This is a genomic window from Streptomyces pseudogriseolus (assembly GCA_002154585.1).
Taxonomy (GTDB): Bacteria; Actinomycetota; Actinomycetes; order Streptomycetales; family Streptomycetaceae; genus Streptomyces; species Streptomyces pseudogriseolus.
In genome coordinates this window covers 52,398-76,023 of the sequence record MUNG01000020.1, presented here as the reverse complement: position 1 = coordinate 76,023, position 23,626 = coordinate 52,398, and the positions used below count along the sequence as shown (strand labels likewise).

Below are 23,626 nucleotides of genomic sequence, written 5' to 3'. Positions count from 1 at the left end.
ACCTTGCGCGTACTGCTCACCGGACACCAGGGCTATCTGGGCACCGTGATGGCCCCGGTGCTCACGGCCGCCGGACACGAGGTCGTCGGGCTGGACGCCGGCCTGTTCGCCGACTGCGTGCTGGGGCCGAGGCCCGCGGACCCTCCGGGGACGCGGGTGGACCTGCGGGACGTCACGGCCGACCACGTCGCCGGGGTGGACGCCGTGATCCACCTGGCCGCCCTGTCCAACGACCCGCTGGGGGCGCTGGCGCCGGAACTCACCTACGACATCAACCACCACGCGTCCGTGCGGCTGGCGAAGCTGGCCCGGGACGCGGGCGTGCGCCGCTTCCTCTACGCCTCGACCTGCTCGGTCTACGGCGCGGCGGGCGGCGACGACCTGGTGGCCGAGGACGCCCCGCTGCGCCCGGTGACGCCGTACGCCGAGTCCAAGGTGCGGGTCGAGGACGACCTGCACGAGCTGGCCGACGACGACTTCAGCCCGGTCTGCATGCGCAACGCGACCGCCTTCGGGTACTCGCCGCGGCTGCGCGCCGACATCGTGCTGAACAACCTGGTGGGGCACGCCCTGCTGTCCGGCGAGGTGCTGGTGCTGTCCGACGGCACGCCGTGGCGCCCGCTGGTGCACGCCGCGGACATCGCGCGCGCGTTCACGGCCGCTCTGGAGGCGCCGCGTGAGGCGGTGCACGACCGGGCGTTCAACATCGGCAGCGAGACCAACAACGTCACGGTCGCGGAGATCGCCCAGCAGGTCGCGGAGGCGGTGGACGGCTCCAAGGTGGTGATCACCGGGGAGACGGGGGCGGATCCGCGCTCCTACCGGGTGGACTTCTCCCGGTTCCGCGCGGCGGTGCCCGGCTTCGCGTGCGAGTGGACGGTGAAGCGTGGTGCGCTGGAACTCGCCGACGCCTACCGCGCGCACGGGCTGACCCGGGAGGACTTCGAGCAGCGGTTCACCCGGCTCGCGGTGCTGCGCGCCGCGTCCGAGGCGGGCGAGGTCGACGACACCCTGCGGCGGCGGTCGTGACCACGCCCGGCGAGGAGATGCACGCCCTGGTGGAGCGGATGTACCCGCTCCGCCGGAGCATCACCGGCGACGGGGTGCGCGCCACCCTGGACGTCGTCGGCGAGCTGCTGCCGCTCGAGGTGCACGAGGTGCCCACCGGCACGCAGGTGCTGGACTGGACGGTGCCGCAGGAGTGGAACGTCCGCGAGGCGTGGATCGCCGACCCGTCCGGGCGGCGGGTCGTCGACCTCGCCGACTCCAGCCTGCACGTGCTGGGGTACAGCGTGCCGGTGTCGGCGCGGATGCCGCTGTCCGAGCTGCGCCCGCATCTGCACACCTTGCCCGACCGCCCGAAGTGGGTCCCGTACCGCACCAGTTACTACAAGCCGGACTGGGGGTTCTGCCTGGCGCAGGAGACCCTGGACGCGCTGCCCGACGGCGAGTACGAGGTGCGCATCGACTCCACCCTGGCGGACGGGCACCTCACCTACGGCGAGCACGTGGTGCCCGGGCAGGTGCCGGACGAGGTGCTCGTCTCCAGTCACGTCTGCCACCCGGCGCTGGCCAACGACAACCTGGCCGGCATCGCGGTGGCGGCGTTCCTCGCCCGGTCGCTGGCCGGGTCCACCCCGTACTACACGTACCGGTTCCTGTTCGCGCCCGGCACCATCGGGGCGATCACCTGGCTGGCCCGCAACGCCGGACGGGTGGAGCGGGTGAAGCACGGGCTGGTGCTGGCCTGTGCCGGCGACCGCGGCTCGCTGACGTACAAGCGCAGCAGGCGCGGGGACGCGGAGATCGACCGGGTGATGCGGTACGTGCTGGAGACCTCCGGGCGCCCGCACGAGACACGGGAGTTCACCCCGTACGGCTACGACGAGCGGCAGTTCTGCTCGCCGGGCTTCGACCTGGGCGTGGGCTCGCTCAGCCGGACCCCGTACGCCGGCTACCCGGAGTACCACACCTCGGCGGACGACCTGGACTTCGTGACGCCCGAGGCGATGGAGGACACCCTGGCCGTCTGCCGGGAGGTGTTCGCCGTGCTCGACCGCAACCGGCGGTACGTCAACCTCAGCCCGTACGGGGAGCCGCAGCTGGGGCGGCGCGGGCTGTACGGGGCGCTCGGCGGCCGCAGTGACGCGCAGGAGGCCCAGATGGCGATGCTGTGGGTGCTCAGCCTCTCCGACGGCGAGCACGGTCTGCTGGACGTGGCCGAGCGGGCCGGTCTGCCGTTCGACACCGTCGTCGCGGCGGCCGACGCCCTGCACGGCGCCGGGCTGGTCAAGGCGTGAGCCCGGTGGCCACCGAGGGAGACAATCCGCCGACTCCGCCGCCGCCGACGACGGCAGCGGCGCCGGCGGCGCGCCCGGCCCGCACCGTCACGCGGGCCGTCGCGGGCAGGCTGTCGTGGGGACTCGCCGACCAGGCGGCCTCCAGCCTGTCGAACTTCGCCGTGGGCGTGTACGTGGCACGCTCGCTGGGACTGACCGCGTTCGGCGTGTTCAGCCTGGCCTGGGTGACCTACGGCGTGGTGCTCAGCGTCTCCCGGGGTCTGGCCACCGACCCGCTCGTGGTGCGGTTCAGCGCCGTGTCCGAGGCGTCCTGGCGGCAGGCGGTGTCCCGCTCGACGGGCACCTCGCTGGGCGTCGGCGCGGTCATCGGCGCGGTGTGCCTGGCGTCGTGGCCGCTGCTCAACGGCAGCGTGGGGGCCGCCTTCGCCTGCCTGGGCGTGGTGCTGCCCGGGCTGCTGCTCCAGGACGCCTGGCGGTACTCGTTCTTCGCGGCCGGCGTCGGCCGGAAGGCGTTCGTCAACGACGTGGTGTGGGGCGTGGCGCTGGTGCCCGCCATGGTCGTGGCGGCCCGGGCGGGCACCGTGCCCGCGTTCGTGCTCGCCTGGGGCGGCTCGGCCGCGGTGGCCGCCGCGTACGGCTGGGCGCAGTCCGGCATCCGGCCGCGGCTCACCGGGGCCCGGCCCTGGATCCGCGACCACCGTGACCTCGGCTACCGGTACCTGGTCGAGAACACCTGCGTGAGCGGCGCCGGCCAGCTGCGCGCGTACGGGCTCGGCGCCATCGTCGGCGTCGGCGCGGTCGGCGTCGTCCGGGGCGCCGAACTGCTCCAAGGCCCGTTCCTGGCCGTGCTGATGGGGCTGACGCTGGTCACCGTGGCCGAGGCGGCGCGGATGCTGCGGCAGGCCCCGCACCGGCTCGGCCGGTTCTGCTTGTTCCTGGGCGGCGGCCAGGCGGTGGCCGCCCTGCTGTGGGGCGGGGTGCTGCTGCTGATGCCGGACCGGGCGGGGGAACTGGTCCTCGGCGACGTCTGGCCCGCCGCCAAGGAGCTCATCGTTCCGGCCACCCTCAGTGTCGCGGGGGCCGGCGTCGGTACCGGAGCGGCCGCCGGGCTGCGCGCGCTCGGCGCGGCCCGGCTCAGTCTCCGGTGCCAGATCTTCGCGTCCGTCTGCTACGTGGGGCTCGGGATCGGCGGTGCGGCCCTCGGCGGCACCGTCGGCTCGGCCTGGGGGGCCGCCGCCGCGTCCGTGTGCGGTTCGGCCGCGTGGTGGCTGCACCTGAGGATCGCACTGCGCGAGCACCACCGAGATCTCTCATCCGTGAAGTGAGGACGTATGACCGCGCAACCACGGCTGAGCATCGGCCTTCCCGTGTACAACGGCGAGGAGTACCTCGCCGAGTCGCTGGAGGCCCTGCTCGGCCAGACGTACGAGGACTTCGAGTTGGTCATCACCGACAACGCCTCGACCGACGGGACCCAGGACATCTGCCGCCGCTACGAGAAGCAGGACTCCCGGATCCGGTACATCCGGCTGGCCCGGAACATCGGCGCCGCGCCGAACCACAACTACGTCTTCACCCAGTGCCGCGGCGAGCTGTTCAAATGGGCCTCGCACGACGACCTGTACGCACGGGACCTGCTGAAGCGCTGCGTGGAGGCGCTCGACGAGCGCCCCGACGTGATCCTCGCGCACAGCGACCAGGCCGTCATCGACGCCGACGGCAAGGTCAAGGTGCCCTACGCGTACACGCTGGACACCGGCTCGCCGCACGCTCCGGAGCGCTTCCGCAGCCTGCTGTTCGAGCCCGGCGGCGACGACTTCTACGGCGTGATCCGCGCCGACGTGCTGCGCCGGGTCAAGCCGCACGACAGCTACCACCACGCCGACCGCACCTTCGTCGCCGAGCTCACCCTGCACGGCCCCTTCCACCAGGTGCCGGAGCTGCTGTACTTCCGCCGCGACCACCCCACCCGTGCCGAGCGGGCCAACCCCTCCAAGCGCGCCCGCTGCGTCAACCTGGACCCGCGCCGCGCCGGCCCGCTGCACCCGACACCCCGGCTGCTCGCCGAGTACGTGTGGGGGTTCGTGTCGGCGGTGCAACGGGCGCCGCTGTCCCCCGCCGACCGGCGCGCCTGCCACCGGCATCTGGCCGCGTGGGCGACCAGCCGGGTCCGGCCGGGCGCCGGCGAGCGGGTGGAGGACCGGGCCCCGGTGGACCCGGCCGCGCTCGACATCTCCGTGGACGCCCTGGTCGCCGGCCGTGAGAGGGGTGCCGCGTGACGTCTGCCCGGGTGGGCCTCTTCGGTCTGTTCGGCTCCGGGAACGTCGGCAACGACGGTTCGCTGGTGGCCGTGCTGGACCAGCTGCGCGCGGACCGTCCGGACGCGGAGGTGGACGCCCTGTGCGGCGGCCCCGAGACCGTCACGGCCCGGTACGGCATTCCGGCGTCGCGGCTGCACTGGTTCCGCGGCGAGTACCGCACGGCGGCGCGCCCCGCCGACATCGCGGGCAAGGGCCTCGGCAAGCTGGTGGACGCCTTCCGCATCGCCGCGTGGGTGCGCCGGCACGACGTGGTGATCGTCCCCGGCACGGGCATCCTGGAGAGCACGCTGCCGCTGCGGCCGTGGGGCATGCCGTACTCGCTGTTCCTGGTGTGCGCGGCCGGGCGGCTGCTGCGCACCCCGGTCGCGCTGGTCGGCGTCGGGGCGTCCGGGACCCGCAGCCGGCCGGTGCGGACGCTCATCCGCTGGGCGGCGCGGCTGGCCGCCTACCGCTCGTACCGGGACACGCTGTCGCGGGACGCGCTCCGCGAGATGGGCGTAAACACCCGGCGGGACGAGGTCTACGCGGACCTGGTGTTCGCGCTGGCGACTCCGCCCTCGGGGAGCGACTCGGGGCCGCCCGGACCGGTGTGCGTCGGGGTCATGGACTTCGGCGGCAGCAACGACGAGCGGGACCGGGCGGACGAACTGCGCCGCCGCTACCTGGACGGCATGACGCGCTTCGTGCGCGGGCTGGCCGCGGAGGGCAGGCCGGTGCGGCTGCTCACCGGCGACGACGTGGACCGGACGGTGGCCGAGGCGATCCTCGAGGCGGTGGACTCGCCGCTGGTCGTCGCCGCGGCCACGGCGTCGCTGGGCGACCTGATGAAGGAGATGGCGGTCGCGGACACCGTGGTGGCGACCCGGTACCACAACCTGGTGTGCGCGCTGAAGGTCGGCACCCCGGCCCTCGCCGTGAGCTACGCGGCCAAGAGCGACCGGCTGATGGCCGACATGGGGCTGGGCGAACACTGCCATCCGGCGCGGGAGATCGACGCGGACCGGCTGCTGGAGCAGTTCCGCGCGCTGGAGCGCGACCGGGCGCGGGTCCGGCGGACCCTGGCCGAACGCAACCCGGTGCTGGCCGAGCGCGTCCGCCGGCAGTTCGAGGCGCTGAACGCGCTGTTACCGGCCTCCGGCGGCGCACCCGACCTCGCACGACAGGAGACCCCATGAAGGTGACCGAAGTCCCGGCGATCGCCGGGGCATTTCTGTTCGAGCCGACGCCGTTCACCGACGAACGCGGCTTCTTCTGCCGCACGTTCGACGCGGACGTGGCGCGTTCCGTGGGGATCGACCCGGACGCGTTCGTCCAGGACAGCCTGTCCCGTTCGGTGCGGGGCGTGGTGCGCGGCATGCATCTGCGGTCCGGCGAGGGCGAGGCCAAGCTGGTCCGCTGCTCGTACGGCCGGATCTTCGACGTGGTGGTGGACCTGCGGCCCGGCTCGCCGACCTACCTGGGCCGGGCCACGGTCGAGCTGTCCGGCGACACGCAGGCCACGCTGTACGTGCCGGCGGGCTGCGCGCACGGCTTCCAGGCGCTGACGGAGACCGCCGACACGTCGTACCGGATCGACCGCGAGCACGACCCGTCCGAGGACGTGACGATCGCCTTCGACGACCCGCAACTGGCCGTCCCCTGGCCGCTGCCGGTCACGCTGACGTCCGAACGGGACCGCAAGGCGCCGGGCCTGGCGGAGGTGCTGAGGACGCTGGAGGTGAAGGCGCCATGAGCGGCGAGGAGTTGAACCTGACCCGGTCGCGGGCGGTGAACGAGCGGTTGCACGCGGCGATTCCGGGCGGTGCGCACACGTACGCCAAGGGCGACGACCAGTACCCGCAGGACCTGGCGCCGGTCATCAGTCACGGGCGCGGCGCCCATGTCTGGGACGTCGACGGCAACGAGTACATCGAGTACGGCTCGGGGCTGCGGTCGGTGAGCCTCGGGCACGCGCATCCGCGGGTGCTGGAGGCGGTGCGCCGGGAGCTGGACCGGGGCAGCAACTTCGTGCGCCCGTCGGTGGTGGAGGCGGAGGCGGCGGAGCGGTTCCTCGCCACGGTGCCGACCGCCGAGATGGTGAAGTTCGCGAAGAACGGCTCCGACGCGACCACGGCGGCGGTGCGGCTGGCGCGCGCCGTCACCGGGCGCACCCGGGTGGCGCTCTGCGCCGACCACCCGTTCTTCTCGGTCGACGACTGGTTCATCGGCACCACGCCGATGCCGGCGGGCATCCCGTCGGAGACCGCGGACCTGACGGTGACGTTTCCCTACGGTGATCTGGCCGCCGTGGAGGCGCTGTTCGACCGGTACCCGGACGAGATCGCGTGCCTGATCCTCGAGCCGGCCACCCAGGCGGAGCCGCCGCCCGGCTATCTCGCCGGACTGCGCGACCTGGCCCACCGGCACGGCAGCGTGCTGGTCTTCGACGAGATGATCACCGGCTTCCGCTGGTCGGAGGCGGGCGCGCAGGGCCTCTACGGGGTGACCCCCGACCTGTCCACCTTCGGCAAGGCCCTGGGCAACGGCTTCGCGGTGTCCGCGCTGGCCGGGCGCCGCGAACTGATGGAGCGGGGCGGGCTGCGTCACGACGCCGACCGGGTGTTCCTGCTGTCCACCACGCACGGCGCGGAGACGCACGCCCTGGCGGCGGCGATGGCCGTGCAGACCACGTACACGGAGGAGGGCGTCACCGCCCGGCTGCACGCGCTGGGCGAGCGGCTGGCCACGGGGGTCCGGGACGCGGCGGCCGCGATGGGGGTCGCGGACCATGTGCGCGTCCGGGGCCGCGCCAGCAACCTGGTCTTCGCGACGCTGGACGCGCAGGGCCGGCCGTCGCAGGAGTACCGGACGCTGTTCCTGCGCCGCCTGCTGCTGGGCGGGGTGCTGGCCCCGTCGTTCGTGGTGAGCGGCGCGCTGGAGGAGGCCGACATCGACCGCACGGTGGACGTGGTCGGGCAGGCGTGCGCGGTGTACCGCAAGGCGCTGGACGCGGGCGATCCGACACCGTGGCTGGGCGGCAGGCCGGTACGGCCGGTGTTCCGGCGGAGGGCGTGAGGGAGACGGCGCAGACGTACGTCAGGTGAGGCGGGGGCGTGGGGAGCCGGCCCGTACGGTCGATGACTCACGCCGCCGCCGAAAAACTCCCGTCAACCGAGGCGGGGGCGTGGGAGGCCGGCCGCACGGTCGACGGCCCACGCCGCCGCCGGCACGACCGCGAGGGCGGTGCACCAGCCGCCCACCGTGTCGGTCGGGTAGTGCGCCCCGGTCGCGACCTGGGCCCAGCCCATGAGGGCGCCTGCGGCGGAGGCGGCGCCCAGGGCCAGGGCGGTGCCGGACGCCGGGCCGAGCCCGAGCCGCCCGGCCGCGAGCAGCGCGAGGGCGAGGGCGAACGCGGTGAGGAACGCGGTGTGGCCGCTGGGGAAGGCGAGGTTGTCGTCGCCGTTGATGGTGCGGGCGGCGAGCGGCTTCAGCAGCCGCGTGGCCCCGACGGCGAGCCCGGGTCCGGCGAGCAGCAGCACGGCGGCGCGGGGCCGGCGGGCCCTCAGGCAGCCGACGACACCGGCCGTGAGCAGCAGCAGCGCGCCCGCCGGGTCGCCCAGGAAGTCGGTCGCGGAGGCGATGTGCCACCAGGGCGCCCCGACCCCGTACGCGGCCTGCCCGATCCGGGCGTCCGCCCGCCCTGGCCCGGCGTCTCCGGCGTACCGCACGCCGAGGACGACGACCACGAGCGCGGCGAGCACGGCGACGACAGCGAGGCAGCCGCGCAGCTTCACCGGCAGCACCGCCGCAGCGGTCACCTTGCCGTCCGTCACCGTCACCGTGCCGCCCACCCCCGTGAGATGCCCCCTTGTCAGGTTAACCGACGGTGGCGCGCCGCGAGTTGGGGGCCGCCCGACCGGGGGTGCGGCGGTCGAGCGGCAGGCCCGAGGGGCGCGCCGTCGTTCACGGCGCGCCCCTCGTGGTCAGCACTCCTCAGGCCGGATGATCCGGCTGCTGCTCCGGCGGCTTGCCGCCACCCCGTCCGCCGCCCTTGTTGCCGCGGTCGGTTCCGTGGGCGTGCCCGCCCGCGCCCCGGCCGGGCTGGGACGCCTTGCGGGCCTCACTGTCCTGCGGTGTGGCCCCGCCCTTGTCGCTGCGCCGCAGCTCGGGCTGTTGCGGGTTCGACATCGGCTTCCTCCTTGCGTCGCCTGCGGGTGTGCGGTTCACGGGTGACTCGTGCGGGCACGCCGAAACACGCGCTTGAGGCACCCCTTCAGGGGCGCGGGGAACTGCGCGCCCAACCACGGCGTGCCTGCACCCGGCATACGACAGGTTCCGGCACCCCGGTGGCCGTGGCGAGCGCACCAAGACACGCGGGGTGCACACCCCCAGGGGCGCGGGGAACTGCGCGCCCAGCCACGATGCGACCCGCACCCGGCGTACGACAGCCCCGGCACCCCCACGACCGCAGCGAACGGGCCGCGGGTCAGTCCCGCGCGCCCTCCCCCGACCCCGGCTCCGCGAGCCGCCGATGCGCCGCCGCCTTGACGCCGTCAGGCAACACCTTCCCCGCCAGCCCCTGCGCCTTGGTCATCAGCGACCCGGTGACCGCCTTCTTCTCCCCCTTCACGATCGCCTCGAACGCCTGCTCGGCCACCTGCGCCGCCGCGTCCTTCTTCATGGTGCCGACACGGGTGTCGTCCGCCATGTCCGCCCGGTCGAAGAACTCCGTCTCCGTCGGGCCCGGCATGAAGGCGGTGACCGTCACCCCGGTGTCCTTCACCTCCTCCGCCAGCGCCTGCGCGAAGGACTGCACGAACGACTTGGACGCGTTGTAGACCGGCTGGAAGGAGCCGGGCATCTGCGCGGCGACGGACGACGTGAAGGCGAGCCGCCCTTCCCCGCGCGCCACCATCGCCCGCAGCAGCGGCTTGGCCAGCCGTACGGTGGCCGTGACGTTGAGGTCGATGACGGCCTGGTCGTCGGTGAGATCGGTGTCCACGAAGGCGCCGCCCTGGCCTACCCCGGCGTTGAGGGCGGCGACGTCGACGGTCAGGCCGTCGAGCGCGTCGAGGAGCAGGAAGCGTCCCTCGCCCGTCCGCAGATCGGCGCGTACGGCGCGGACCTCGGTGCCGGACTCCCGCAGCTGCCGCGCCGCCGCCTCCAGCTCCTCGTCCTCGGCGTTCACCACGAGGTCGTAGCCGTGCGACGCGAACTGCCGGGCCAGCTCGAGGCCGATGCCGCTGGACGCGCCGGTGATCAGTGCGAGGGGCCGTGTGTCAGTCATGCGGGACGAGTAACCCCACCGGCCCAGGTCACGCACCCCGCCCGCGACGGGCGACGTTCCCGCGCACCGTCTCCGCGCACGTTTCCCACGCACCCGCTCGGGTTACTCGCGCCTCATGCGTCCCTCCCGGCCGCGGACGTGAGCGAGGTGGCACCGTGACCGTCTCCGTCGTCCTGTTCACCGCCGACCTGCGCCTGCGCGACCACCCACCCCTGCACGCGGCACTGCGCTCCGCTGACGAGACGGTTCCCCTGTTCGTGCTCGACCCCGGCATCCACGCGGCCGGCTTCGACGCGCCGAACCGGCGGGCCTTCCTCGCCGACTGCCTCCGCGACCTCGACGCCTCGCTGCGGCGTCGCGGCGGCCGGCTCGTGGTCCGCTCGGGGCCGGTCGAGCGGGAGGTCGGCGCGGTGGCCGCCGCGTGCGGGGCCGCCGAGGTGCACATGGCCGCGGGCGTCACCGCGTACGCGCACCGCCGTGAGGAGCGGCTGCGCCACGCACTCGGCGCCGCCGGCGTGGCGCTGCGGGTGCACGAGGCGGTGATCACCGCCCTCGCCCCGGGCGCCGTGACCCCGGCCGGCTCGGACCACTACGGCGTGTTCACCCCGTACCTGCGCCGCTGGTCCCAGGAGACCCTGCGTACGCCGCTCGCGGCGCCGCGGGCCGTCCGCGTGCCCGACGGGGTGCGCGGTGAGCCCCTGCCCGACCGCGCGGACGTGTCCGGCACCTCCCCCGGTCTCCCGCCGGGAGGGGAGACGGCCGGCCGGGACCGACTCGCGCGGTGGACGCGCTCCGGGGGCATGGCGGCCTACGCGGACCGGCACGACGACCTCGCGGGCGACGCCACCTCGCGGCTGTCGCCGTACCTGCACTTCGGGACGCTCTCCGCGGCGGAGGCGATCCACCAGGCCCGCAAGCAGGGCGGTCCGGGCGCGGAGGCTTTCGTGCGGCAGCTGTGCTGGCGGGACTTCCACCACCAGGTGCTGGCGGCGCGCCCCGAGACGTCCTGGCGGGACTACCGCACCCGCGACGACCACTGGCGCGACGAGGAGGACGCCGCCGGGGACATCGCCGCGTGGCGGGAGGGGCGTACCGGTTATCCGATCGTCGACGCGGCCCTGCGCCAGCTGCGCCACGAGGGCTGGATGCACAACCGCGCACGCCTGCTGACCGCGAGTTTCCTGACCAAGACGCTGTACGTCGACTGGCGGATCGGCGCCCGGCACTTCCTGGACCTGCTGGTGGACGGCGACGTCGTCAACAACCAGCTCAACTGGCAGTGGGCCGCCGGCACGGGCACCGACACCCGCCCCCACCGGGTCCTCAACCCCACGGTGCAGGCCCGGCGGTTCGATCCGGACGGCGCCTACGTACGCCGCTGGGTGCCCGAACTCGCGGAGGTCGACGGCGCGCGGATCCACGAGCCGTGGCGCCTCCCGCCGGACCGGCGCGACGCCCTCGGCTACCCCGACCCGGTGGTCGACCTCGCCGAGGGACTCTCCCGCTTCCGTCACGCCCGCGGCCGTGACTGAGGGGACCGTCCGGCGCCGACGGCCGACACGCCACTCCCCGGCCGGCGCCTCGCTGTGCGAGACCGCCCGCCGGGGAGTGGGGTCCGGGCCCGGGTCCGGAACGGGCCCGGGCCGGTCTCAGCCGGAAACCGTGATCGTGGAGCTGCCGCTGCTCTGGTAGCCCTCGGTCGCCATGATCATGTAGTACCTGAACTGGCCCAGGTTCATGCCCGCGCGCGCCCAGGCGTCGAAGTGGTTCCCGGTGGTGATGGTGCCGGAACCGCTGGTCACCTTCTGCTGCCGGACGCTCCAGTACTGGTCGAACGTGCGGGTGCCCTCGACGGACGGGGCGTTGTACCGGGTCGTCCTGTAGATGTCGTACGTGCCGCCGTCGCTGTACACGGTGCCCCGGTACTCGCCGGTGGGCCGGTAGCTGCCCCAGTTGTCGACGATGTAGTACTCGACGAGCGGGTTGGAGGTCCAGCCGTAGAGGCAGCCGTAGCCGTTGCCCGACGGGTTGAAGTAACCGGTGTACCGGACGGTCCTGCGCCCGCCGTTGCCCCAGCCCTTGCCGGCCACGAAGTTGCCGCAGTTGGTCCACCGGGTGCTGTAGCTGCCGCCGCCGTTGAGCGTCATGGAGACGGAGCCGCCGCCGTCGGTCCAGAACGAGTAGTACATGCCGTCGTACCCGGTCTGGTTGGTGGTGATGGTGGTGGCTGCGTGCGCGGTGCCGGGCAGCAGCAGCCCGGACCCGGTGACGACCGCGGCGGCGCCCGCCCCGGCGCCGACGAGGAAACCGCGCCGGCTCAAGCCGCTGAAGGGGGCGGGGTTCTGCTCGGTCCCGGTCTCGAACCGCTTGCCGTCCTGATTCATGCGTCCTCCCGATGAAGGCTGGTGGGGGGCCGGGTGGCTGCTGCCGCCCGCGGCCTTGCATGGCCGGCCCACCGTCCCCGGGCGTGGGAGGCCGGGGACGGGGGGCGGCTGTCGTGCGGTGGCCACAGATTCGTGGAGCGACATGGGCGTGTCAACAGTTTCGACAGTCTTTCGGAAACTTCGTCTTGACGATCGCGACCTCACGGATGTCGTCGCCGCAGTTCAGATGCCATGTCCACTGAGTACGCTCAGCGCGATGCATGCACGCCACAGCGAAAGCGACGCAATCCTCTACGCGGGCAGCGAAAGTTTCGAAGGTCCACAACGACACGCCACCCCGCCTAAACATGATCTCCATCGATTTGATCAAGACATGCCACAGGCCGAAACACATCTTTACCCAGAGCACTACAACCGTTTCTCTACGTGACGCACATCACCGCGCGTAACCGTGGGTTAACCCTGTTTCCACCCCTTTTTCGCGTTGGACGGGCCGCCAAGATCCGGTTTCCATGAGGGCGTTGAACCGCGGGGATGGCGGGACGTCCCCTCGGAGCCGAGAAGGGGGTCTCGATGCCACACGCACGGGAGATATTCAGCAGACGCCAGTCACTGGCCATCCTTGGCGGAATCGCGGCAGGTACCGCGCTTCCCCTGGGGGTGTTCGGGTCGCGGCCCGCCTTCGCGGCGGACCCGGTGCCGGCCGACGGCGGGGCGGGGCTGCCCGACACCGACCGCGCCAAGGTCGTGCAGGCGTACCGGACGGGCGGTCGCGCGGTGCGTACGGCCGCCGCGGCGGCGCTCGTCGGCAACGCGGACGCCGTCGCCACGTTCCTGAGCGAGCGGCTGGCGGCCGCCACCGCCGAGGACAACCGGTTCACCCTCACCCAGGCCCTCGTCAGCGCGGGCAAGGCGACACGGACGGGAATCGGACAGGCGCTGTCCGGCGGGGAAGCGGCGGTCGCCGCCTACCTGGCCGGCGGCTTCCAGTCGGCGGTGCACGAGGACCTGCGGGTGGCCGTCACCACCGTCAACGCGCACGGCGGCAAGGCCGTGAAGCGCGAGTCCTCCGAGGCGCTGACGGCCGGTACGGACTTCGCGCTGCGGTCGTTCCTCAGCACCGGGCAGTACGACGCGCTCCACGAGGACCGGCGCGTGCAGGTCACCACCATCCTCGTCACCGCGTCGCCGCAGGTGCGGGAGTACGCCGAGCGGGCACTCGACGACGGATCGCCGCGGGCGATCCAGTGGTTCCTGACGACGGGGCAGTACATCGCCCGGGCGCGGGACGAGGAGTCGGCCACGATCCAGCAGCTGGTCAAGATCGTGGAATCGGAGGGCCAGCTCGCCGAGCGCAAGACCGACGAGGCCGTCGAGCTGTCGCAGCAGGCGGTCGAGGCCGCCGCGAAGGCCAAGGCGGCCGCGCTGGAGGCGAAGGCCGAGGCGCAGGCCGCCGAACAGGACGTGCAGCGCTCGGCGAAGGCGGCGAACAAGGCGGCGCGGGCCGCCCAGGGCGCCGCGGCCGCCGCGTCGACCGCGGTGTCCGCGTCGCGCACCGCGCAGGCCGCGGCCCGTCGTTCGGTGTCCGCCGCGAACGCCGCCGCGGCCGCTGCCGCCGCCGCGGGGCGCGCCGCGTCGCGTGCCTACCACGCCGCGATCAGCGCGTCGAAGAACGCGGGCATGGCGGAGGCCGCCAACCAGGCGGCGCAGGCCGCGAAGGCCATGGTCAACTGGGTCCGTACCGTGGCCGCGAAGGCCCGGCTCGCGGCCCTCGCCTCCGACGCGGCGGAGGCCGCGGGCAACGCCGCCGCGGGTGCGGCGGTCAACTCGGCCGCCGCCGCCCGCGCTTCCGCCGACGCCGCCGCCGCGTCCGGCGCCGCGCAGTCCGAGGCCGCCGAGGCGCAGCGCCAGGCCGCGATCGCGGAGGCCGCGGCCGGCCGGGCCACCGCGGCCGCGAGCCGGGCCTCGACGCTGTCCCGCAGGTCGGCAGCCGCCGCGCGCACCGCGGCCGACGCCGCCGACAGCGCGGCCGACCACGCGGACAAGGCGGCGGCCGCCGCCGAGGAGGCGGCAGCGAACGCGGGCAAGGCGGTGGACTACGCCAACCGCTCCACCGCCGCCGCGAACGCCGCCGTGGAGGCCGCGAACAAGGCTTACGACGCCGTCACCGAGGCGCGGGAGGTCGAGGAGGAGGCCCGTGAGGCCGAGATCGCCCGGCTGAACGAGGAGACCGAGGAAGCGATCGAGGTCGCCCGGCAGCAGCGGCGCGAGGAGACCGACCGTCTGGAACGCGCCAACCAGGAGCGGACCCAGCAGTCACGGCTCTCCGAGGAACTCCTCGCGCTGATCACCGCGATGGACACGGCGTTCGCCGAGGGCCGCACCGGGGAGGCCGTGGACAAGGGGCGGCAGGCCGCCGTCCTGCTCCTGGACCGGTCCGGCACCTGGACCCGGGAGGCCGCCGAGTTCGCGCTGGCCGGCTCCGACGAGGACGTCCTGCGGTGGATCGAGGCCGACCGGCTGATCGCCCTGGAGCAGGACAACGCGGAGAACGCCGCGGCCGTCGCCGCGATCTCCACGCGCGCGGTCGCCGAGGCCGCCGCCGCGGCGCTGGGCACCGAGGACGCCGCCACCGTCAGGACGTTCCTGGAGAAGGGCGCGGTCGAGGCGGCCCGGGACGACAACGAGGTGGAGATCACCACGCTCCTCGCGGACCCCGCCACCGGCACCGCCGTGCGGAGGGCCGCCGAGGCCGCCCTGGAGGACGGCTCCGCCGAGGCGCTGCACACCTTCCTGCACGTGGAGCGCGCCGCGGCCGTCCACGAGGACGACCGGGTGGCGGCCACCACGCTCCTGGCGTCCGGCGGTCCCTATGTACGGGCCGCGGCGCAGGTCGCCCTCGAGGGTGACACGCACATGCTGCGCCAGTTCATCGGGACGACGCAGTACGAGTTCGCGCGCATCGACCACGATCACGCCACGCACATCAGCGCGATCCGCGCGGCCATCGCCCGGGCCGCCAAGGTCGCGCAGGACGCGCTCGAGGACGCGGCGTACGCGTCCGAGGCCGCGGCCGTCGCCCGTCAGGCCGGCGAGGACGCCACGAAGTGGGCCGACGCGGCCAAGGGCTGGGCGGAGGACGCCAAGGTCTCCGCCGAGGAGGCCCGCCGGAACGCGGAGGCCGCGGAAGCCTCCGCCGCCTCCGCCGCCAAGTCCGCGCAGACCGCGGCGAACGCGGCGGCGGCGGCCCGCAAGGCGAGCGCCGTGGCGCGGGACGCGTCCAACCGGGCCGTGCGCTCGGCGTCCACCGCCGCGGCCTTCGCCGCCGACGCGCAGGCCTCGGCGACGGCGGCCCGGCAGGCGGAGCTCGCGGCGGGCAAGTCGTACGCCCAGGCGGCGAAGGCCGCCACGGAGGCGCGGATCCTGGTGATACAGGCCGCGATCCGGCAGGCGATGCAGGACGCCATCGACAACGCGAAGGTGCCGATCGACGGCGAGACCGGGCTGCCCGACGGCGCGGAGAGCTGTCTGACGCCGTTCGGGGACCCGATCGAGCACCGCAACGACAGCAACCCGTGGGAGCTGGGCTGGAGCTGGGTGTGGGGCGACGGCCCCCGCACGCAGTGCTTCGGCCCGAACGACGAGTTCACCCGTCTCTACCGCGAGCACGCGCACACCAGGGGCGTGATCGACTACTTCCTCCGCGAGTGGCAGCGCACCGGGAAGTACCAGCTGGGCCACACCTACATGTACGACTACAAGCTCAGCGGATTCGACGGCGTCGGCAAGTACCTCACCGACTACGGCACGCTCACCACGGCCGGGCTCACCGGCAACCTCGCGTACACGTTCCTGGGCTCGCACCAGGTCCGGATGACGCCCATCCGGGAGAACGCGGACGGCTCCGTCACCTGGCGCTACACCGCGTACAACGAGTCGGACATCGAGTCGGCGACGCACCCCCCGGTCATCGGGTACACGGACCTGTGGAGCGACACCGTGGGCGCGCTCGTCGACAAGATCGTCGGCGACGAGGGACCGTTGTCGCCCAAGACCCAGGTGATCGAGTTCGACGTCACCCTGGGCCCGTGACGCGCGGGAGGGCACGGGCACGGTGGCTGTCCGCCGTGCTCGCCTCGTCCGCCCTGCTCGCCTCGGGGTGTTCGGGCGGGATCGACCCGCAGCAGCTGCCCGGTGTGTACCGGAACGACGACGGCGGGCGGATCGAGCTCTCGGCGGACGGGACGTTCTCGGCCACCCGGGTGACGACGTCCGAGGGCGCCGGTCCGGCCGACTTCGGCGGCAGCTGGGACTACGAGGACCCCGGCACGTCCGACGACTTCGTGTACCTCGGCGTGGAGGACGGCGGGCTCGGCGCCACCGGCGGGATCCAGCTCTACGTGGAGGACCAGGACACCTTGTACTTCCAGCTCGATCCCGACGGTCCGGGCACGCAGACGTACGACAGGGCGGACTGAGCCGCCCGCTTCCCCCTGGGCGCGAGCCCAGGAGACCCGACCTTCCAGGACTGTTCCGACTTTCTAGGACTGTGATGAAGACACGCAACGCACTCGTGCGCCTTCTGGGCGCCGCGGCCACCGCCGGCGCGCTGGCCTGGGCCGTGCTCGCCCACGGCAACGCCGGCGCCGCCGCTTCACCGGCCGAGGCCGTCGTCGACGCCGCGCCCGGCTACGCCGTCGAGGACTACGCCTACCCGGACGCCGACCGGATCCTCGCCGAGCAGGACATCGTCCTCAAGCGCGGCGACGGCCACATCGTGCTCGCCGAATGCACCGACAGCACCGACCTCCTGCGGTTCCTCGCCCGTGACCGCGAGGACGTCTGCTTCCAGGTCACCGCCGACACCGGCTTCCTGACCCTCGAACTGCCCGCGGTGCACGGCGTGAAGACCGACGACTCCGCCAACACCCATCTGGAGATGACGGTCGAGGACGAGCAGGTCGAGTACGACATCCCGGCGGACACCTGGGAGGGCGTCGGCGAGTCCGTCGACGGCCGGGAGCACGTACTCGTCGAGATCAACGTCAGCAACTGAGCCGCCACTCCCCATGATTGAGGAACCCACCTTCATGTCCTTCGTCAGACGTCCTTCGGCGGCCTCGCTCTGCGCCGTCCTGGCCGCCGGGTCGCTCGTGCTGAGCGCGGCCCCCGCCCTCGCCGTCACCGGCGGCACTCCGGTGGCCGCCTCGGACACCGCGTACGCCTACACGGCGAAGATCACCGTCGGCGCCCACGACCGCGGCTGCTCCGCGGTCCTCGTCGACCCCGAGTGGCTGCTGACCGCGGCCAGCTGCTTCGCCGACGACCCGGCCGCCTCGCTCGCCGTGCCGGCCGGCGTCCCCGCCAAGGCGACGACCGCGGTCGTCGGCCGCTCCGACCTCACCGGCACGCGGGGCGCCGAGCGCCGCGTCGTCGAGATCGTGCCGCGCACGGACCGCGACGTGGTGCTGGCCCGCCTCAGCCGGCCCGTGACCGGCGTGACCCCGGCGGCGTTCGCCGCCGGCGCGCCCGCGGCGGGCACGGAGCTGACCTTCGCCGGTTACGGCCGTACGAAGACCGTGTGGGCGCCGAACCAGCTGCACACCGGCGTCTACACCGTGGACTCCGCCGCGGCCACCTCCGCGAACGTCACCGGCAAGGGCGGGATCGCCGCCTGCATGGGCGACGCCGGCGGTCCGGTCCTCTCCGGCGGCAAGCTCGTCGGCCTCACCAGCCGGTCCTCGCAGGGCGGTTGCCTCGGCACCGACGCGACGCAGACCTCCACGGCGGGTGTCGTCGCGCGCGTCGACGACCTCGCCGCCTGGGTCGCGTCGAAGGCCGGCGCCACCCGCATCGTCGACTTCAACGGCGACGCCGTCGAGGACATCGCCGTCGGCGACCCGATGGCCACGGTCGGCGGCGACACCACCGCGGGCCTGGTCCGTGTCGTCCTCGGCGGCGGCAAGGGCACCGCCGAGATCACCCAGGACCTGGACTGGGTGCCCGGCGGCGCCGAGGCCGGGGACCACTTCGGCAACCATCTCGCGACCGTCGACTACAACGAGGACGGCTACACCGACCTGGTGGTGTCCGCGTCCGAGGAGGACCTCGGCACCGCCACCGACGCCGGCTTCGTCGACATCCTGTTCGGCGGCAGGAGCGGTCTCGGCAGCGGCCCGGCGGCGGCGCACTTCGAGCAGGGCTCCGGCACCGGCTCCATCGGCACCGCCAAGGCCGAGAGCAACGACCGGATGGGCGCCGCCCTCGAGGCGGGCACCACCGCCGAGGGCCGGCCGTGGGTCCTGATCGGCGCGCCGGGCGAGGCGATCGGTTCGCTCGCTAAGGCGGGCGCCGCCTTTTACGTGCACGACAACACCAGCATCGACATCAACCAGGACTCGGGCAGCGTCCCGGGCGCGGCCGAGGCGAACGACGGCTTCGGAACGGCCGTGGCGGGCGACGCCAACTTCATCGCCGTCGGCGCTCCCGGCGACGCGATCGGCGGCGACGCGAACGCCGGCAACCTGTCCGTGTTCAGCCACACGCTGGACGCCGCCGGGCGGCCCACCGTGGTCACGGGACTCGACCAGGACAACCCGGAGCTCAACGCCGGGGCCGAGGCCGGTGACAAGTTCGGCCAGGCCCTCGCGCTGGTCGCGTACCGCCCGTCCGGCGCGGCCACGGCCACCGACTCGATCCTCGCGGTCGGCGCCCCGGGCGAGGCCCTGGCGGCCGAGACCGGCGGCGCGCAGCAGGCCGGCGCGGGCAACGTGCTCCTCGTGCACATCAAGGGCGACGGCACCTGGGAGTACATGCACGCCCTGAACCAGGGTTCCGGGACCGACGACCGCTCCGGCACGATCGAGGCGGGCGACCAGACCGGCGCGGCCCTCAGCGCGGTCAACACCGCGCCCCGCGAGGTCGGTTCGGCCGCGACCCTGAAGATCGCGGTGGGCACCCCGGGTGAGGACCTCGCGGGCGTCACCGACGCCGGCGCCGTCCACACCTTCTCCCTGCTGGGATCGGCGGGCGCCAACGACTCGTGGATCGAGGCGGGCGACGGCGACGGCGTCCCCGGACCTCCGAGCGCCGGCGCCAAGATGGGCACCAGCATCCACTTCACCCCGCGGAACCTGTACATCGGCCTGCCGTACGGTCCCGCCGCCACGGGCGCCGTGCACGTCCTGCCGTTCCCGAACGCCGTGACGGGCGGCACCAGCGCCCCCGCGACCACGTACCAGCCGGGTCAGGGCGGACTCCCGTCCCACGGTGAGTACTTCGGGTACGCGGTCCGCTGACGGCACCCCACCCCACCCACGGAAGGGCCCCGCGAGCCGCGTGCTCGCGGGGCCCTTCGTCGCGCCTGCCCGGTGAAACGGTGAGAAGACGATCACGAGGCAGGACGGCTCGGCGGGGTCAGGGCTTCAGCAGCAGTACGTCGGTGCGGGCCTTGGCGGCTTCGTAACGCTTCGCGACGTCCTGCCAGTCGACGACCTGCCACATGGCCTCGATGAAGTCCACCTTCTGATTCCGGTACTGGAGGTAGAAGGCGTGCTCCCAGGCGTCGAAGACCAGGATCGGGGTGGAGCCCTGGCCGACGTTGCCCTGGTGGTCGTAGACCTGCTCCACGATCAGCCGCCCGCTCAGCGGCTCGTACGCGAGCACGCCCCAGCCCGAGCCCTGCGTGGTGGCGGCGGCCTTGGACAGCTGGGCCTTGAAACCGGCGAAGGAACCGAAGGACTCGGTGATCGCGTCGGCCAGGTCCCCCACGCCGTCCTGCGCGAGCGGCTCGCCGCCGCCCTCCTTCGGGCCGGTCATGTTCTGCCAGTAGATCGAGTGGAGGATGTGGCCCGACAGATGGAAGGCCAGGTTCTTCTCCAGCCCGTTGACCGCGCCCCACGCGTCCTTGTCACGCGCCTCGGCCAGCTGCTCCAGGGTGTCGTTCGCCCCCTTCACATAGGCCGCGTGGTGCTTGTCGTGGTGCAGCTCGATGATCTCCGGGCTGATCACCGGAGCCAGCGCCGCGTAGTCGTACGGGAGCTCAGGGAGCGTGTAAAGCGCCATGTCCAACGTCCTCCGACGTTATTGCGAGTCATGTGCAACTGCACGCTAGCAGCAGGAACGATAGCGCGCGATCGGACGTCGGACCTAGGACCCCCGCGTACGCGTTCCCACACCTCGCGCCGGACGCCGGCCGTAGACCCCTTCGCGCTCTCGTCCCGTCCCGGGATCTCAGGGATTCATCTCGCGAAGGAGATCTCCGTGACCACCCAGTCCGCCGCCGCGACGGCACGGGCCACCGTGTACGGCTACCCCCGCCAGGGACAGGACCAAGAACTGAAGAAGGCGATCGAGGGCTACTGGAAGGGCAGCGTCTCCGCGGACGCCCTGCACGCCACCGCCGCCGGGCTGCGCCATGCCAACCGGCGGCAGTTGGCGGAAGCCGGCATCGACGAGGTACCGACCGGCGACTTGGTGCAGTACTTCGCCGAGCAGCTCACCGGCTGCCTGGCCACCCGGCACGGCTGGGTCCAGTCCTACGGCACCCGGTACGTCCGCCCGCCGAACCTGGCCGGCGACATCTCCCGCCCCGAGCCGATGACGGTGCGCTGGACGACGTACGCCCAGTCCCTCACCTCCCGGCCGGTCAAGGGCATGCTCACGGGGCCGGTCACCATGCTCGCCTGGTCCTTCGTCCGCGACGACCAGCCCCTCGCCGACACCGCCCGCCAGGTCGCCCTCGCCCTGCGCGACGAGGTGACCGACCTGGAGGCGGCCGGCACCGCGGTCATCCAGGTCGACGAGCCCGCGCTGCGTGAGACCCTGCCGCTGCGCACCGCCGACCGCGCCGCGTACCTGGCGTGGGCGACCGAGGCGTTCCGGCTCACCACGGCGGGAGTGCGGCCGGACACGCAGATCCACACCCCACATGTGCTACGCCGCGGAGGCCGCCGCGCTGCTGCGCACCGGGCTGGAGGCCATCCCGGCGGAGCGGCTGTGGGTCAACCCCGACTGCGGCCTGAAGACCCGCGCCTGGCCCGAGACCCGCGCCTCCCTGGAGAACCTGGTGGCCGCCGCCAGTACCGTCCGTGAGGAACTGTCCGCTTCCTGAACGCGCTCGGCCGCGAGGCCTCCTGTACCAGCGCTCGACCCTTGTTGCACACTGATTGCAACAAGGATCAGGTTGCAGGAAGGGGAGGGGTCGCGTGAACACTCCGGCGGATCCCGTCGTCCGCGTGCTGCAGGGCCGGGACGTGCTCGCCCACGCCGACGCGCTGCGCTCGGTCTACGCGGACGCCTTCGCCGCACCGCCGTGGAACGAGGACGAGGAGAGGGCGGCCGAGTTCGCCGGGCGCCTCACCCATGACGTGCGGCGTCCCGGCTTCACGGCGGCGCTGGCCTTCGCCGGCCGTGACGTGGTCGGCTTCGCCACCGGGTGGACCACGCTTCCGCCCTTCCCGACGGACCGCTGCTACCCGCAGGCCGCGGCGGGGCTCGGCGCCCGGCGGACGAACGACTGGCTGTGCGGAGCCTTCGAGCTGGACGAACTCGCCGTCCGGCCACGCGCGCAGGGCAGCGGGCTCGCCGGAAGGCTGCTGGAAGCGGTCACCGCGCCCGCCCCCGACGGGCGTTGCTGGCTCCTCACGTCCGTCCGGGCGCCCAGGGCCCTGGGCTTCTACCGCCGCCAGGGCTGGATCCAGGCCACCCATCCGTCCCCCGACGGCAGAGGCGTCGTCGTCTTCCTCGGCCCGCGCCATCCCGCCCGCCATCTCGTGCCGCAGCCCTTGTGAGTCCCGCGGCCCGCGAGCACGGCGGTCGCCGCCGCTCAGGAGCGGTGCGGCGCCGGGGCGGGTCGCGGCTCGCCCCGGCCTTCCTGCCCTCGCGGGGCAGTGGCGTCGTACGGGGTTCGCTCGCCGATCACACTGGCGGGATCGCGCCGGATGCGCACCGGCTTCCCCGGACCGTCGTCGCCCTGTCGCCGGTCATCATCCCGTCAGCCGGCCGCCGGGATCGTACGGGCCCGTGCTCACTCGGTCTCGGGCGCGTGCGGGCCCGTCGTCGGCGGTACGGCCGGGCGTTCGCGGCCGCCGTCCCGGCCGGACGCCACTACGACGAGCAGCCCCACCACTACGGCCACGGCCACCACTCGGCCCGCGGCCCGCACCACCCAGCCCGGCAGCGACCCGCGCCCGCGGCCCCCGGCCGCGCCCAGCCGCTCCGCCCGCCGCGCCGGCCGCAGCAGACGGAGCAGGAGCAGCACCGCGACCGGGAGTTGCAGCAGCCACAGCACCGTGCGCGGCCACTCGCCGTACCAGACGTTGGTGCCGTACAGCAGGGTGTGCCACACGCTCAGCACGTAGACGACGATGACGAAGCGGTGCAGCCGGCGCCAGCTGTTCGCTCCGATGCGGTGCCGGACGTAGAAGAGCAGGCCGAGCGGGACGGCCAGGTAGAGGGCGCCCTGGCCGATGGGGATGGCGACGCGGCCGGTGCCGGAGTCGTACCAGCCGGGCACGAACGAGTCCGCGAAGCCCGCCCACAGCCGCCCGGCCCACCCCAACTTGGCCTCGTAACGTACGAGTTCGGTCGCGAACATCAGCGCGTGCGCGAACATCAGGGCCGTCGTGGTCAGGCTGGTGGTGCGGTGCCAGCGTTCGAGGGTCCCCCGCGGGACCGGCAGCCGTGCGGGGCGCGGCCCCGACAGCAGCAGGCCGAGCATGACCGTGCCCCAGGCCCACAGCAGTGCCGACCAGCCGAACGCCTGGCTGAGGAGGTACATCCAGTACGTGCGGGCGTCGTCCATGAACGGCATGACCGCGACGGTCGCCGACTCGCCCGACTCCATGCGCGCCCAGAAGAACACGAAGACGGCCGCCGTGACGACGACCGCCGCGGTCGCGTCGGGCAGCGCGGCCCGCAGGTCGGAACGCAGCGTGACACGGTCGGCCGGGCGCCTGTCGCGGGCGGGCGGCGCGGTCGTGCCGTCGCCCTCGGGCGTCGTCTCTGGCAGCATCCTGGGCCTTCCCGGGCGCGGGACACCGACGAGGGCGGTGTGCACGGGCGGTGGTCGGAGGAACCAGTGTCAGCGAGGCGGCCCGGCCGTACCGAGGCCACATCCGGCCAGAGTGGCGCGTGGGGCGGACCTGACCGGCCGGTCCTCGCCGGGCGGACCGTAGGATCAGCGGGTCATCGCCGCGACGGGAAGCAGGAAGCCGGTGTGAATCCGGCACGGTCCCGCCACTGTGACCGGGGAGTGCACCCTTCGACACGCCACTGCGCGCCGCGCGGGAAGGCGAGGGGGAGCGTCGATCCGGGAGTCAGGACACTGGCCTGTCGCGGGCCCGATCCGAGGAG

19 protein-coding genes, 2 pseudogenes and 2 riboswitches are annotated in these 23,626 nt (G+C 73.6%); of the genes and pseudogenes, 15 read left to right on the top strand and 6 right to left on the bottom strand.

What is annotated here, in order from left to right:
- The first annotated feature begins 3 nt into the window (after positions 1 to 3).
- Genes CCN29_RS03005 through CCN29_RS02975 form a run of 7 tightly spaced genes read left to right on the top strand, consistent with a single transcriptional unit; the run spans position 4 to position 7,675 of the window.
- Complete coding sequence (locus CCN29_RS03005; protein ID WP_086679940.1) at positions 4 to 1,029, top strand: NAD-dependent epimerase/dehydratase family protein; 1,026 nt, start codon at positions 4 to 6, stop codon at positions 1,027 to 1,029.
- A 17-nt stretch (positions 1,030 to 1,046) separates the two neighbouring features.
- Positions 1,047 to 2,300, top strand: a complete 1,254-nt coding sequence (locus tag CCN29_RS03000) for a DUF4910 domain-containing protein (RefSeq protein ID WP_031023077.1) — start codon at positions 1,047 to 1,049, stop codon at positions 2,298 to 2,300.
- 5 nt (positions 2,301 to 2,305) lie between these two features.
- Positions 2,306 to 3,625, top strand: a complete 1,320-nt coding sequence (locus CCN29_RS02995) for an MATE family efflux transporter (protein ID WP_442538222.1) — start codon at positions 2,306 to 2,308, stop codon at positions 3,623 to 3,625.
- Positions 3,626 to 3,631: 6 nt separating this feature from the next.
- Positions 3,632 to 4,579 carry a glycosyltransferase family 2 protein gene (locus CCN29_RS02990; protein ID WP_006133554.1) on the top strand — a complete coding sequence of 316 codons (948 nt, stop codon included), beginning with the start codon at positions 3,632 to 3,634 and terminating at the stop codon, positions 4,577 to 4,579.
- A gap of 11 nt (positions 4,580 to 4,590) precedes the next feature.
- Positions 4,591 to 5,796: a polysaccharide pyruvyl transferase family protein gene (locus CCN29_RS02985; protein WP_086679936.1), complete on the top strand. Its 1,206-nt coding sequence runs from the start codon at positions 4,591 to 4,593 to the stop codon at positions 5,794 to 5,796.
- On the top strand, positions 5,793 to 6,353 hold the full coding sequence (gene rfbC / locus CCN29_RS02980) for a dTDP-4-dehydrorhamnose 3,5-epimerase (protein ID WP_006133552.1): 561 nt from the start codon (positions 5,793 to 5,795) through the stop codon (positions 6,351 to 6,353). Before CCN29_RS02985 ends, rfbC begins: the two co-directional genes overlap by 4 nt.
- Positions 6,350 to 7,675: a glutamate-1-semialdehyde 2,1-aminomutase gene (locus CCN29_RS02975; protein WP_086679934.1), complete on the top strand. Its 1,326-nt coding sequence runs from the start codon at positions 6,350 to 6,352 to the stop codon at positions 7,673 to 7,675. The genes rfbC and CCN29_RS02975 overlap by 4 nt, the downstream gene beginning before the upstream one ends.
- A gap of 92 nt (positions 7,676 to 7,767) precedes the next feature.
- On the opposite strand, the gene CCN29_RS02970 is transcribed toward CCN29_RS02975, so the two are convergent.
- The 3 genes from CCN29_RS02970 to CCN29_RS02960 form a co-directional block, all read right to left on the bottom strand.
- Positions 7,768 to 8,451, bottom strand: coding sequence for a phosphatase PAP2 family protein (locus CCN29_RS02970; protein ID WP_031023074.1), 684 nt, complete (start codon positions 8,449 to 8,451; stop codon positions 7,768 to 7,770).
- Positions 8,452 to 8,593: 142 nt separating this feature from the next.
- Complete coding sequence (locus tag CCN29_RS02965; protein WP_006133547.1) at positions 8,594 to 8,788, bottom strand: hypothetical protein; 195 nt, start codon at positions 8,786 to 8,788, stop codon at positions 8,594 to 8,596.
- 298 nt (positions 8,789 to 9,086) lie between these two features.
- Entirely contained in the window at positions 9,087 to 9,887 is an 801-nt protein-coding gene (locus tag CCN29_RS02960; protein WP_031023073.1) for an SDR family NAD(P)-dependent oxidoreductase, read from the bottom strand.
- Positions 9,888 to 10,042: 155 nt separating this feature from the next.
- Between CCN29_RS02960 and CCN29_RS02955 the strand changes: the two genes are divergently transcribed.
- Positions 10,043 to 11,419, top strand: coding sequence for a cryptochrome/photolyase family protein (locus CCN29_RS02955; RefSeq protein WP_086679932.1), 1,377 nt, complete (start codon positions 10,043 to 10,045; stop codon positions 11,417 to 11,419).
- Positions 11,420 to 11,536: 117 nt separating this feature from the next.
- On the opposite strand, the gene xynA is transcribed toward CCN29_RS02955, so the two are convergent.
- A complete protein-coding gene (gene xynA, locus CCN29_RS02950) occupies positions 11,537 to 12,271 on the bottom strand; it encodes an endo-1,4-beta-xylanase XynA (protein WP_006133544.1) in 735 nt (244 codons plus the stop codon).
- Positions 12,272 to 12,844: 573 nt separating this feature from the next.
- On the opposite strand from xynA, the gene CCN29_RS02945 reads away from it, so the two are divergent.
- The 4 genes from CCN29_RS02945 (at position 12,845) to CCN29_RS02930 (ending at position 19,569) form a co-directional block, all read left to right on the top strand.
- A complete protein-coding gene (locus tag CCN29_RS02945; protein WP_442538221.1) occupies positions 12,845 to 16,363 on the top strand; it encodes an ALF repeat-containing protein in 3,519 nt (1,172 codons plus the stop codon).
- Positions 16,360 to 16,749, top strand: a complete 390-nt coding sequence (locus CCN29_RS02940) for a hypothetical protein (protein WP_031023067.1) — start codon at positions 16,360 to 16,362, stop codon at positions 16,747 to 16,749. Before CCN29_RS02945 ends, CCN29_RS02940 begins: the two co-directional genes overlap by 4 nt.
- Before the next feature lie 74 nt (positions 16,750 to 16,823).
- Entirely contained in the window at positions 16,824 to 17,327 is a 504-nt protein-coding gene (locus CCN29_RS02935) for a hypothetical protein (RefSeq protein WP_031023066.1), read from the top strand.
- 34 nt (positions 17,328 to 17,361) lie between these two features.
- Entirely contained in the window at positions 17,362 to 19,569 is a 2,208-nt protein-coding gene (locus tag CCN29_RS02930) for a S1 family peptidase (protein WP_086679930.1), read from the top strand.
- A 118-nt stretch (positions 19,570 to 19,687) separates the two neighbouring features.
- On the opposite strand, the gene CCN29_RS02925 is transcribed toward CCN29_RS02930, so the two are convergent.
- Positions 19,688 to 20,335 carry a superoxide dismutase gene (locus CCN29_RS02925; protein WP_086679928.1) on the bottom strand — a complete coding sequence of 216 codons (648 nt, stop codon included), beginning with the start codon at positions 20,333 to 20,335 and terminating at the stop codon, positions 19,688 to 19,690.
- 30 nt (positions 20,336 to 20,365) lie between these two features.
- Between CCN29_RS02925 and CCN29_RS35535 the strand changes: the two are divergent.
- The 3 genes and pseudogenes from CCN29_RS35535 to CCN29_RS02915 all read left to right on the top strand — a co-directional run.
- Positions 20,366 to 20,695, top strand: a pseudogene (locus tag CCN29_RS35535) (hypothetical protein); the annotation flags it as partial.
- Between the two features lie 30 nt (positions 20,696 to 20,725).
- A pseudogene (locus tag CCN29_RS02920) lies at positions 20,726 to 21,383 on the top strand (5-methyltetrahydropteroyltriglutamate--homocysteine S-methyltransferase); the annotation flags it as partial.
- Positions 21,384 to 21,477: 94 nt separating this feature from the next.
- Positions 21,478 to 22,062 (top strand): GNAT family N-acetyltransferase, encoded by a 585-nt coding sequence (locus CCN29_RS02915; RefSeq protein ID WP_086679926.1) that lies wholly within the window; start codon positions 21,478 to 21,480, stop codon positions 22,060 to 22,062.
- Between the two features lie 48 nt (positions 22,063 to 22,110).
- A riboswitch (cobalamin riboswitch) is annotated at positions 22,111 to 22,228 on the bottom strand.
- A 70-nt stretch (positions 22,229 to 22,298) separates the two neighbouring features.
- On the opposite strand, the gene CCN29_RS02910 is transcribed toward CCN29_RS02915, so the two are convergent.
- Positions 22,299 to 23,285: a ferric reductase-like transmembrane domain-containing protein gene (locus CCN29_RS02910; RefSeq protein ID WP_086679924.1), complete on the bottom strand. Its 987-nt coding sequence runs from the start codon at positions 23,283 to 23,285 to the stop codon at positions 22,299 to 22,301.
- A 165-nt stretch (positions 23,286 to 23,450) separates the two neighbouring features.
- A riboswitch (cobalamin riboswitch) is annotated at positions 23,451 to 23,609 on the top strand.
- Positions 23,610 to 23,626: the final 17 nt, after the last annotated feature.